Origin of the sequence: Chloroflexus aurantiacus J-10-fl (genome assembly GCF_000018865.1) — a bacterium.
In the GTDB taxonomy this organism is placed as follows: domain Bacteria; phylum Chloroflexota; class Chloroflexia; order Chloroflexales; family Chloroflexaceae; genus Chloroflexus; species Chloroflexus aurantiacus.
The window spans coordinates 506,150-517,666 of the sequence record NC_010175.1; the positions used below are offsets into that span (position 1 = coordinate 506,150).

The 11,517-nt window shown below is 54.3% G+C and carries 10 protein-coding genes; 1 reads left to right on the forward strand and 9 read right to left on the reverse strand.

Annotation, left to right across the window (positions count from 1 at the left end; translation table 11 throughout):
- Positions 1 to 131: 131 nt before the first annotated feature.
- The gene (locus CAUR_RS02045; RefSeq protein WP_012256308.1) at positions 132 to 4,175 is read right to left on the reverse strand and encodes a response regulator; all 4,044 of its coding nucleotides are present in this window, start codon (positions 4,173 to 4,175) and stop codon (positions 132 to 134) included.
- A 69-nt stretch (positions 4,176 to 4,244) separates the two neighbouring features.
- A complete protein-coding gene (locus CAUR_RS02050) occupies positions 4,245 to 4,733 on the reverse strand; it encodes a flavin reductase family protein (RefSeq protein ID WP_012256309.1) in 489 nt (162 codons plus the stop codon).
- A gap of 527 nt (positions 4,734 to 5,260) precedes the next feature.
- On the opposite strand from CAUR_RS02050, the gene CAUR_RS02055 reads away from it, so the two are divergent.
- On the forward strand, positions 5,261 to 5,716 hold the full coding sequence (locus CAUR_RS02055; protein WP_012256310.1) for a hypothetical protein: 456 nt from the start codon (positions 5,261 to 5,263) through the stop codon (positions 5,714 to 5,716).
- Here the strand turns inward: CAUR_RS02055 and CAUR_RS02060 are convergent.
- The 7 genes from CAUR_RS02060 to CAUR_RS02090 form a co-directional block, all read right to left on the reverse strand.
- On the reverse strand, positions 5,679 to 6,059 hold the full coding sequence (locus CAUR_RS02060) for a hypothetical protein (protein WP_012256311.1): 381 nt from the start codon (positions 6,057 to 6,059) through the stop codon (positions 5,679 to 5,681). The genes CAUR_RS02055 and CAUR_RS02060 overlap by 38 nt on opposite strands.
- Positions 6,056 to 6,343: a YhbY family RNA-binding protein gene (locus CAUR_RS02065; RefSeq protein ID WP_012256312.1), complete on the reverse strand. Its 288-nt coding sequence runs from the start codon at positions 6,341 to 6,343 to the stop codon at positions 6,056 to 6,058. The genes CAUR_RS02060 and CAUR_RS02065 overlap by 4 nt, the downstream gene beginning before the upstream one ends.
- A complete protein-coding gene (locus tag CAUR_RS02070; RefSeq protein WP_012256313.1) occupies positions 6,340 to 7,125 on the reverse strand; it encodes a dolichyl-phosphate beta-glucosyltransferase in 786 nt (261 codons plus the stop codon). The genes CAUR_RS02065 and CAUR_RS02070 overlap by 4 nt, the downstream gene beginning before the upstream one ends.
- Positions 7,122 to 8,084, reverse strand: a complete 963-nt coding sequence (locus CAUR_RS02075) for a glycosyltransferase family 2 protein (RefSeq protein WP_012256314.1) — start codon at positions 8,082 to 8,084, stop codon at positions 7,122 to 7,124. The genes CAUR_RS02070 and CAUR_RS02075 overlap by 4 nt, the downstream gene beginning before the upstream one ends.
- Positions 8,081 to 8,935 carry a dTDP-4-dehydrorhamnose reductase gene (gene rfbD / locus CAUR_RS02080; RefSeq protein WP_012256315.1) on the reverse strand — a complete coding sequence of 285 codons (855 nt, stop codon included), beginning with the start codon at positions 8,933 to 8,935 and terminating at the stop codon, positions 8,081 to 8,083. Before rfbD ends, CAUR_RS02075 begins: the two co-directional genes overlap by 4 nt.
- A gap of 241 nt (positions 8,936 to 9,176) precedes the next feature.
- Positions 9,177 to 10,658, reverse strand: coding sequence for a response regulator (locus CAUR_RS02085; RefSeq protein WP_012256316.1), 1,482 nt, complete (start codon positions 10,656 to 10,658; stop codon positions 9,177 to 9,179).
- Positions 10,659 to 10,886: 228 nt separating this feature from the next.
- Positions 10,887 to 11,312, reverse strand: a complete 426-nt coding sequence (locus tag CAUR_RS02090) for a hypothetical protein (RefSeq protein WP_012256317.1) — start codon at positions 11,310 to 11,312, stop codon at positions 10,887 to 10,889.
- Positions 11,313 to 11,517: the final 205 nt, after the last annotated feature.

Here is an 11,517-nt window from a genome sequence, read left to right on the forward strand (position 1 = left end):
GGTGTGGGTTTCCGGTAATGAGATCGGTCATGATCTACGGCAGTGGAGACATGGGGCAGCGATTGGCGCACAGCACCGATCTCTGTATGATGTCAGATTGTAGCACACCGTGCGTACCAACATGAACGGAATTATATGGCATGTTGTGAAGACGCCAGAAACTGCTCAATCCGTTCGACCAATTGACGCAGACGGATCGGCTTCGCAAAATAGTCATTTGCTCCAGCCGACAGGCACCGTTCACGATCACCCGGCATCGCCAGTGCCGTCACCGCAATGATAGGCGTAGCAGCAAATGCCGCGTCGGCACGCAGCCGTTGTATCACTTCCAGGCCATCGAGTCCCGGCATTTGAATATCCATGATGATCAGATCAGGGCGCCACTCAGCAGCAATCTGCAATGCTTCTTTCCCTTGACACGCCACTCTTACCTCGTACCCCTGGGCAACCAGGTAATCGCTAAGGGTGACCCGATTGACCTCATTATCTTCCGCCAGTAATATTCGTCGGCTGAGCGGGCGCCGCGGAGCGGTTGAGGATGTCGTTTTTGTGACAGTAATCTGACTTAGCGCACGCCGAAGCATAAGTCGATTGATTGGCTTCACCAGATACGCTGCGGCTCCAGCAGCCAATCCACGCTCTGGTTCATCAACTACCGACACAATGATCACCGGAACCTGTCGCAGATCGGGGTCGCGGCGCAGGTCGGCCAGTATCTCCCATCCTGAACGATCTGGCATCTGCACATCGAGCAAAATCAGATCGGGACGTAACGCCTGTACCTGCTCAACCGCACCTTTGCCATACGAGCATATAACAGGTTGAATCTGCAATTCTTCGAGATAACGGGCCAGTTGATCGGCAGTCGTTGCCGAGTCTTCGATGATCAGGGCTAATTGCACCGGAGGAAGTTCATCAGCAGACGAGGATGCTGCGATGTGCGTCACGGGCTGGTACGGCAGCGTGACCGTAAACCTGCTACCCACACCGGGCATACTCTCAACTTCCACCTTGCCACCGTGCAGTTCGACAAGGCGACGCACCAGCACTAACCCCAACCCAGTACCTTCATGCTGCCGACTCAAACCGCTATCAAGCTGGACAAACGGCTGAAACAGACGCGACAAATCCTCTTCCGCAATCCCAATACCGGTATCGCTCACCGTGAACGCAATCGTTCCCTGCGTAGTATCTGTTGTCACCTGCAAGCTCACCGCACCACCTGCCGGCGTAAATTTCACGGCATTACTCAGCAAATTGACCAGAATCTGCTTCAGGCGACGTGGATCGGCAACGAACCGGGCATGGGGATCGTCAAGCTGAATAGAAAGGTGAATCTGTTTCTTTGTCGCCTGCTCTTTGACGAGGGCCATACTTGCTTCACAGACATCGCTGGCGGCGACTACCTCTTTCACCAGTTCAATCCGGTTGGCTTCAATCTTCGCCAGATCAAGGACATCATTAATCAGCGCCAGCAGATGCCGTCCACTCGCCTCAATGGCCCGGATTGCCTTCTGTTGCTGGTCGCGCAACGGGCCATACAATTCTTCCAGCAGACTCTCGCTCAAAGCCAGGATTGAATTGAGTGGTGTGCGCAGCTCGTGGCTCATGTTGGCGAGAAATTCATCTTTGGTGCGGGCAGCCCGGAGAAGTTCCGCATTGGCCCGGTGCAACTCAGCGGTACGTTCAGCAACCCGCTGCGCCAGGAGATCGCGCTCTACCTGCAAGGCCAGTTCAGCGTTGCGCCACGCCGTTACATCACGCACAATTGCAATCGCTTCCTCTGCCGGCAAAGCAGCTTTGATGCGCGCCTCGAAGAAATATTCTTTGGCTTCAACGATCAACTGATACGCCAATGTCTGGAGTTCGCCAGAGGCGAACGCAGCGCTTAGCGCCTGCCGATACTGCGTTGCAATTGCGGCTGGAAAGAGCTGTTCGAGTGTGCTGTTAATCATCGCTGTCGGGGCCATCGGCAATACCATCGACTCGGCAGCCACCACATCAACGACCTGCCCATCAGGCCGTAACCGCAATACCAGATCAGGCAAAGCACTCACGATCAGATGATTACGCTGCTCACTGGTGCGCAGTTGTGCCTCTTGTTGACTCACCAGCAGGCCAAAGATGATGTCACGCACCAGCTCGTCCAGCAACTGTATTTCATCATGGTCAAAAGCCGCGGGTTGACCGGCATAGAAACACAACACCGCAGGCGGCTCATCAGGCACTACCAGCGGGAAACCGGCCATTGCCCGTAGACCATACGCTACAGCCTGCGAACGCCACGCTGCACAACGCGGATCGGTAGCGAGGTCATTGATAACGACCCGATCACCCTGACATACCGGTGAAAGTGTCATTGCCAACTGCTCGCCGGTGAGCAGGTGTACAAGTGACTGATCGAGTTCCTTCGCACTATGTATAGCGATGGTCTCGAATCGGCTTGTTACCAGGTTATGACGACCAATCCACACCAACCGAAAGCCACCCTCGCCAATCCCGACCTGACACACCTCTTGAAAGATGCGTTGTGGATCACGTTCACGAATAATCATCTGATTGATCGCACTCAGCAACGCATAGGTACGGGTCAAACGACGCTGCCGCGCTTCGTGGCGCTGCCGAATCGCTACAAACAGAAAGAAGATAGCAACACTGGCAATAGCCAGTACCGTTCGGCTGATGGCATCCGCCGACCACCAGAACGGTAGGTAGTTTGTTCCCAGACAGAAGGCGATTGACCAGACCCTACCGTAGCGGGGAATATCAGATATTGCCACTGCATCACGGATGACGATATCCAGATCGGAAATGTAGGGTGAAGGAACAGCTCTGCCACCGGTAAAGACGGCTAATGGCCGTAGTGACTCCTCTGTTGCATCAACCAGGACAAATTCGAGATCAGGTGTTGTCACCGGTCTTAACGCCTGCTCGATCACCTCCCCCGGTACAATCAAGAAGGCAACCATCCCGCGAATGCGTTGTCGTCGTTCTTCCACCGATTGTGGTGGCAGGCTGCCACTGTACACCGGTGCAAACAACAAGACCGCAGGGGCCGGATCACTGGCCAGATACGATTGCAACGGTGCTGTTATCACCACCTGACCACTATCACGCGCCTGTTCGATAGCTGCTCGCCGCACCGGATCGGCTGCCAGATCAAGCCCTAGCACAGCCCGCCGACGGGCAAACGGTTCCAGGTAGGTGATTGGATAGTATTCATCACGGGTATCGGCTGGTCTGGCAGTTGCATCGGGTTCGCGAATCCTGAAATCAGGCAGTCCGGTCTCCTGCATTGCATGTTCAAACGCTGTTCGTTGCTGCAATGGAATCCGTGGTATCCAACTAACCGCCCGTAATGCCGGCAAACGCGCCAGTTGGGTACGACTAAAGACGCTAAATTCATGCTGATCAACCCGTTGTGAAGCAAGAAACAGCGCACTCTGACTTAGCAGCGCCTGCTCATAGATCGTCAGCCGATCATTAATCAGACTCACCACCTCGTTGACATCTGCTTGCAGTTGTGTCGTAAACTGACGGTTGGCATCACGCCAGATGAGTTGCAGACTGAACAGCATGAGCGCCAGTAAAAGACTACTCACCGGCCACAACCATGGTTCACGCATTGGCCGTCGTTGCCGGTAGTACTCGCCGAGCACCATCCACGGCGTGACGAGCCAGACTCCGGCGACCAGATTGAGCCACCATTGCAGAGCAACTATTGGCGGACTGCTTACCAGGGGTTGCTGCACAACCACCAGCACCATCACAGCTAGAAACGGTGCCGGTAATACAGCCAGTGCCAGTAAACCACACACCACCAGCGTATAGCGGATAGAGGAAGGGGGTAAGGTTCTCCCGAAGCGACGCACCAGCCAATTCACCAGCCAGGCCTGGATGATCGCGCTCAGACCAAAGACGAGGGCCGCAGCAAGCAGGCGCTCGGACGACAGCCCTAGTTGCCGGAAAACCACCGTGTAGGCAATGAATGCTCCAATGAAAATAATCGGCAAGAGGCGCTTGCCGGCCAGCAAGACCCCCCCTGCCGCAAATCCGCCGGCTACCCATAACAAAGGAATGCCACGATTAGCCAGCAGTGGTTGAGCACCCACCCAAATCAAGACGGCATATACTACCCCAAAACTGATGAGCGCCCTGCGCGACCACTGAGCCATGCGTATCCATCCTGGTAGCGTGAGAAACAACAAACCCTACCAGCATGTATCGTAGCATGGTGCAACTGTTTATGCTAGCGTGGTTGACATCTCAGCCAACTGACGGTATGCGCCGGCAAAATAGAGCAAGGGATCGCCTTCTGCTGCTCGCCGGAGGGCAATCACCCGACCCAGCACGATGAGATGATCGCCACCATCCAAAATTCGCTCACGGGAACAGACCAGCGTCGCGAGGCTAGCAGACAAGACCGGTGCGCCGGCCAGCTCCTCTAATGCCACCTCAATATCCGGCTGTGGCCGACCGGCAAAATGACGGGCAATCGCTTCCTGGTCAGCCCGCAGAATATTGACGGCGAAATGACTGGCAGCACTAATGACCGGAGCCATCCGAGCTTTCCGATCAACACACACCAGCAGCAACAGCGGATCGAGCGATACTGACGTGAGGGAGTTCGCAGTCATCCCACGGATATGATCACCATCGCTTGCAGTAATGACGGTAACCCCAGTAGCGAACAGTCCTATCGTAGAGCGATACTCGCGTGGATCAATGGACATAATGCGTCTCAATCATTTTCAAAACCTTTTCCTTTTATAAGTATACACCCGATTTGGTGATGATTCGCAACTATCTCCGCTGCTATCCAGGAAAACTCAACACAAAACGCACTGTTCACTTCCCACAGCCATACAGTCAGGTACTGCATAGCGTGCGGCAACATGGGATTTACACGCACTCAGCACCCACGGACTGCCAGGGGTACCGCTGCACAACACACCTGATCGTGAGTACGGCTGATGCAGAAGCGTGGCTTCTGCACGCCAAACCATGCGGCCCGCACAACTATAACGGGGAATGGTATCCACGCCGGTTTGTGATACCAGGGTGTGTGCAGGAGGAACACCGGTTGTGCGCATCCACGATCAGATGCACTGCCGACGTAATCAAGCGTCCCATGACCGCGATGAGACCAGATGTGATATAACCGTTGGTCAAAACCATTTGTATCTCAAGCCGCTCTGTGCTATGCTGTACAAAACGGTATACTGTCGTAAGATCGGTTTTTGGGAGAGCAGGTGCAACTATGACGATCACCGATCGCATGCTAACCGGCGCTATCGCCAACAATCCCGGCAATTACCATGGCGATGGTGAATGGCGCTACTCAATCACTCAGCGTACTATCTACTTCAGCAAAGCCGCTGCACCCGATCCACGCGATCAGGAGCCGTTTTTCCCGCTCCCATCACTCAATCCAGACGGTTCGGGGCGTATGGAACGTGCGTTTCGCCAGTTCATTCGCCGGCGCTGGCCACCCAGCCGCTGCACCGAACTAGAGAAATTTGCCGAGCGGCGCGGCTGGCATCTGGCGATGGAATTGAAATACGGTGGTGGAGCACTTGAAGATCACGAGGCTGCCGAGTGGCAATATGTCGTCAATCGCGAACTTCAGCGCCTGGCCGCCGAAGTTCGCGCCCGCATCGCCGAGTTAGAGCAACAGGCTACTCAATCTGAGCCGACACCTGCATCTGGCGGGTAAACGCTCGCCCCAACTGGCGGTATACCAGCGTTGCCGTGATGGTGTAGGATTCACCGGGCTGAGCCTTACCAATCAGTGGCACCTCGGCTTCCAGCGCCTCGCCATCGACGGTAACGCTGCCCTGCGCCCCCCCGGCGAATTGCACATCAAAAATCACATTGACCGGTCGGCTACCAGGCCCATACCCCCAGCTCAACATTGCATACATTGGCTCAATACCACTAAGGCTGGTGATCCGTGGATGGCGGAGCCGGGCCGGAATCAATGCCCCGCGCACGATCATATATATCACAACCGACCAAAAAGAGAGCCAGAAACCGCGTTGCAAGGCTTTGACGTTCATACCTGTATCTTCCTCTGCGTCGGATCGGCATGCTGACGGAACAGGATCGCTGTATGGCCGATGATCGCTACCAGATCAGCCCCGGTTTCGCTAACAATCGTCTCGGTTAGCGATTGTTTCATGTCCTTATGATCAAGAAACCGCACCTTGATCAATTCATGGGCATTCAACTCTTGCTCAATCTTGGCCAGGATACCCTCCGTCAAGCCATTCTTGCCAATCATCACCGTGACCGGCAACGGATGGGCCAGCCGACGCAAATATGCACGTTGCGCAGGTTTCATCGTGGAGCAACCTCCTCAATTGGGGTCGATGTCACATCATACTTTCCACACAAATCGTTGATCCGCACCCGCAGCACATCCCGCAGATTCCGCCAAGAGTCACGGAGCGGATTCACTTTTGTCTCGGTGCCATAACGCCATTTCACCGGAATTTCGCAAATGGCATAGCCTCGACGCTGAGCTAAAAAGAGCAGTTCAACATCGTAGGCAGTCACTGCTGCCCCACGCACTATCGGCGCATCATCGCCATAAATGCGCACACGCTGAAAGAGATCACGGGCAACCGCTCGCCGTAATGCTTTAAAACCACACTGGGTATCGTTAATCCCCCGCAGTGCTACCAGCCGAATAATCCAGTTGAAGACCCGGCCCATCACGTGACGATACCAGGGTTCGCCCTCACGCGATGCCCCTATCCCCTCACGCGAACCGATGGCAATGGGATAGCCACGTTCAATTGCCGCTCGCAAGCGCGGCCATTCTTCGATTGGGGTTGCCAGATCAGCATCACAGAGCAGGATAATGTCACCCCGCGCTGCCAGAGCACCGGTGCGTACCGCAAATCCCTTGCCACGATGCTCACAGCGCAACACCGTGGCACCGGCTGCTTCTGCTACCTCTGCCGTGCGATCCTCACTGCCGTCGTCAACCACAATCACTTCGGCAGTGTACGGTTCGTTGACCAGAAACGCCTTGATAGCTGCCAGAGTGGCCGGCAAGCGCCGCTCTTCATTGTAGGCAGGAATCACAATGGATAGGAATGGCTCATTGTTCGTCGTCATACGAATCTCTGTGCTGGTGGTTGCGAAAGTTCAAATGCAGCGACAAGGGCTGCTTCCTCTTCTGGCGTGAATGCACGACGCGACCAAAAGTGCGGCAATGCGCGTAGACCGGCCAGTTGACCGCGGAGACGCGCCCGTGCTGCAGGTTCGCGGAAGTGACGCAGACTGTGAAGCGCAAAACGCAATTGCGACACCAGGAGCGCCGGCCAGTACCGCCGCTGTACAACCGGCGGCATATTCTTGACCCATACCAGTGGAAAATTACGCCCACAGTAATAACTGGCCAGCACACCACCGCCACTGGCACTCAGGCGATGATACACCACCGCAGTCGGGACAAAGATTGTGCGCAGCCCTTTGCGCCGTGCCCGTAAGTTCAAATCAACATCTTCACAATACATAACCAGGGCTTCATCAAACACGCGACCATCTTCTGCCAGTTGCTCCAGCGCACAACGTCGGTAGGCGGCTGCACCGGCACACGGCCCAAACACCTCATGGAATGCGTCATACTGGCCGCGATCCTCTTCCCATACTCCACGATTACCCGGTTCACCGTTTGGACGGTAGAAATCCCCGGCTGAATGGATGATATTGCGGCGATCAAACAGTCGCAATTTAGCGGCAGCAAAGGCAAACTGCGGCCAGCGTTCGAGCGCACCAATCAACGCTGCCAGCCAGTTTGGATCGGCTTCCGTATCATTGTTGAGCAACACGAAAAACGGCTCTCGCGTTGCCGCGAATGCTGCATTGACTGCTGCGGCAAACCCACGATTCTGCGGCAAACGCAGCACGCGCACCTCCGGGTAACGGGTAGTTATCAGCGCGACCGAATCATCGGTACTCGCATCATCAACCACCGTCACCGTAAAATCACGCCGGGTCTGGGCACGTAACGAGTCAAGACAGGTCGGCAACAGTGCACTACCGTTGTAATTAGGCACAACAACGTCAATCATGTCGGCAACACTTCATTTGGCAGGCGTCCCAAATAGTCGGCGAGTGCATCCTGCCATGGACGAAAGGTGATGCCCAGGCTGGCACCAGCAAGATTAGCCAGGGGCGTGTATGGAGGTGGCGTACTGTCACGCTGAAAATCACACAGACGGATCGGCTGGAGCGGAATATTCAACCCAACACGACGAAGAATCTCCGCCGCAAATTCATACCGCGAGCAGATACCATCGTTCACAAAATGATAGGTGCCGTAGTAGTCGGTTGTGATCAACCGGGCCAGCCCCGCCGCAACATCAAAGGTGTAGGTCGGACTACCGATCTCGTCGGCTACCATACGTAAACCATGAGCGGGCGGATTGGCTGCCAGCCGTAAGACAGTACGAACAAAATTACGTTCACCGCCAAACAGCCAGGCTACCCGCACAATGAAATGCCGGGCGACAAGCGAACGAACCGCCTGTTCACCGGCCAGTTTACTCTGCCCATACGGATTAATCGCACGAGGGGGATCGTCTTCAAAGTAGGGCCGGCGGGCATCACCGGCAAACACCTCGTTGGTACTGATGTAGACCAGCGCCGCATCGATTCGCCGACAACCGAGTGCCACATAGCGCGTGCCCAGGCCATTCACCCGATACGCTAATCCCGGATCACGTGCACATCCATCGACATTGGTATACGCTGCGGCGTGAATTACCACATCAGCATCAGTCGCCGCAATCTGCTCAACAGTTACCGGATCGGTCAACTCCAACTGATCGTGCCCTAGCGGCACCAGCGTATGCTGATCGGCCAATGTAGCGATCAGTGCCCGTCCTAACTGCCCATTAGCTCCGGTAATAGCAATCCGCACAAGGCGTCTCCTCGACTTAATCAATTACCGGCTACACAGAGTAGCAGAAGAGCACACCGGCGTCAACCGATACGACTGCTATAAGGGAGCACGTAGAGCCGGCAAGTACATGTAGCAGCTTACCTGCAAGCGTATTACCAGTGCCGGGTTACAGCCACCAACAATGAGCGGTTCCAGCCGTTGACGAAGAAGCCTCTGCCGATGTTCGTATGTGCATCCAGGCTAATCTAACCTGAACCTGCTAACCGATAACCCGATCAGAAGAGTCTTCCTCGACAAAAGGAATGCGCAATTCGACACAAATCCCAGGGCGATCCGAACGATTCCGCATCTGGTAGCTCCCACCAACCGCCAGAATAATGCGTGCCACCTGTGCCAGCCCCAAACCCATACCCTCAACCTGGCCGGTAAAGTTACGCTCAGCCTGATAATACGGCTGCCTGATTTTTTGTAAGTGAGCCGGGGGTAAATGCACACCATCGTCACACACTACCAGGCGCACCTGATTTTGCGCCAGATCGGCATCAACCCGAATAGTCACCATTGGCCGCTGTTGGGGATGAAACTTCCGTGCATTTTCGCATAGCTCACGCAGCACCATCTCCAGGCTGCGCCGCGATATACGCAGCCGACGTGCATCCAGCACCGGATCGATACTCAAACTAATCGCTGGAATCTCAAGTTCCTGATTGAGCGTGCTCACCATGGCCGGTAAATCAAACACGGTACAGTTATCATAATGTATATCACCCGGACTGCGAACGTACAGAAAAATATCATCAATCACCTGCTGTAAGCGTTTAGCAGCACTAAGCGCAATCGCCGCAATATTACGCGCCATGGTACGATCCATATGCTCAATATTGTCGTACAAAAGGTTTAGTCCACCCAAATAGCTAACGAGCGGGGTGCGCAATTTATGTGAAATTGCCGTGTGGAACGTCCACATATCGCGTTGTAACGTAATCTGCTGTGTAACATCGCACAAAGTGACCACAATTTGATCATCAGAGGGATGAATACGCGCAGCTTCAACCTGAAGCCACTGTTCCGGGCTGCGTGATGTTTCAGGATGCACGAGATAGAGTAGTTCAGGCGCCCCTATCGGCCATTGCTCCCATGCTTCAGGGGGAACCAGACGGTAGCGCTGCGTAACCAGTTCACGGAATGGCCTGACCGGCTGTTCATTGGCGGTTAGACCAAGATACGTGCGTGCACGGCGGTTGGCGTAACGGATCTGATCATCGTGATCAATAATGACATAAGCGTTATCGGATGTCTCGATCACCCACTCGAAACGCGCCCGTTCGACGTTCACTTTGGCCTGCTCCTGCAGCAGACGCCGATAGCGATTGAGGCGTAAGACCGTGTTAATCCGGGCCTGTAACTCTCCCGGATCGAACGGCTTGGTGATAAATTCATCAGCACCGGCCTCGAAGCCATGAATTTTCGCTTCACGATCATTCAGCGCGGTAATCATGACAATCGGTATCTGAGCTGTTGCCGGATCGTCACGTAAGCGCTGGCACACCTCGAAGCCATTCATATCCGGCAGCATAACATCAAGCAGGATAAGATCGGGCAGATGCTGCTGTGCAAGTTGCAGCGCCTGATCACCGCGCTGCGCAGTGATCAGGCGGAGATTGAAGGGGGTTATTATTTCGATGAGCAATGAACGCATCAGCTCATCGTCATCAACGATCAAGATGGTATTTTGCTCCATGATAATATCCTACCATGGAGCTATTACGAATGATGTGACAAAATTGTTCACTTTGGCAACGAGATTACGGATAGGTTCGCAACAATTGGGGCATCCTATCAGACAGCGGAGTAGCACCAGACCAGGAAGAGCATACCACGCTGCGCTGCACACTGTTGTCAGGATAAACTACACCAGAGCCTATCTGCAGAACCTCACTCGCCTGGCTACGATTGTTCAGACAGATGTTTAGACCGCTTCCATTCCACCGCGAGTAGCCCGAATAATACTGAGCAGCTCATCATCAGTCAGCGGACATCCATTTTGTTCCCACCACTGGCGATACCAGGTAAGATTGGCTGTAAACGCCCGAATCACCTCATCCCGATTGAGCGGCGGTATTTTACGTCGCAGCGCTTCGCGAATTTCCTGACGATCACTTTCCGTTAATTCAGGTAGTGTGTCAAGAATCCGATCAGCACGCAACAGAAAGAGTTCACGCTCAATGGTTGGAAATTCATTGTTGATCTGACGAATGTTGCCAAGATAGGCCACAGTACGTTGCCGTGGTTGCCCACGTTCATCACGGTAACTCTCAACAAGGTAGGCATCGTAAAAGTTGGTATTGGCAATTTCGGCGTTCTTATGCTTGCGCACCACCCACCGGATATACATGGCGCGCCTCCTGTAGGGATGATTAGGAAAGCCAGGGTGCACTGGCTGTTCCATTTGATAAATAACCGTTTTGTCGATTCCGCTATGAGTTGCAACAAACGCAGTAGCCTGTCGTCACCCGTCGGGCCATTGCTAATAAGGATAGATTTCAATTTGTTTTGCCTATTATAACATATTGAACCTGTTTTGTCATGACTTTTTGCTT

What these genes read in the sequence shown, in the direction of transcription:
- CAUR_RS02045 (WP_012256308.1), bottom strand. Translation starts at nt 4,175, where the DNA reads ATGGCTCAGTGGTCGCGCAGGGCGCTCATCAGTTTTGGGGTAGTATAT.
- CAUR_RS02090 (WP_012256317.1), bottom strand. Translation starts at nt 11,312, where the DNA reads ATGTATATCCGGTGGGTGGTGCGCAAGCATAAGAACGCCGAAATTGCC.
- CAUR_RS02070 (WP_012256313.1), bottom strand. Translation starts at nt 7,125, where the DNA reads ATGACGACGAACAATGAGCCATTCCTATCCATTGTGATTCCTGCCTAC.
- CAUR_RS02055 (WP_012256310.1), top strand. Translation starts at nt 5,261, where the DNA reads ATGACGATCACCGATCGCATGCTAACCGGCGCTATCGCCAACAATCCC.
- CAUR_RS02085 (WP_012256316.1), bottom strand. Translation starts at nt 10,658, where the DNA reads ATGGAGCAAAATACCATCTTGATCGTTGATGACGATGAGCTGATGCGT.
- CAUR_RS02065 (WP_012256312.1), bottom strand. Translation starts at nt 6,343, where the DNA reads ATGAAACCTGCGCAACGTGCATATTTGCGTCGGCTGGCCCATCCGTTG.
- CAUR_RS02075 (WP_012256314.1), bottom strand. Translation starts at nt 8,084, where the DNA reads ATGATTGACGTTGTTGTGCCTAATTACAACGGTAGTGCACTGTTGCCG.
- CAUR_RS02060 (WP_012256311.1), bottom strand. Translation starts at nt 6,059, where the DNA reads ATGAACGTCAAAGCCTTGCAACGCGGTTTCTGGCTCTCTTTTTGGTCG.
- CAUR_RS02050 (WP_012256309.1), bottom strand. Translation starts at nt 4,733, where the DNA reads ATGTCCATTGATCCACGCGAGTATCGCTCTACGATAGGACTGTTCGCT.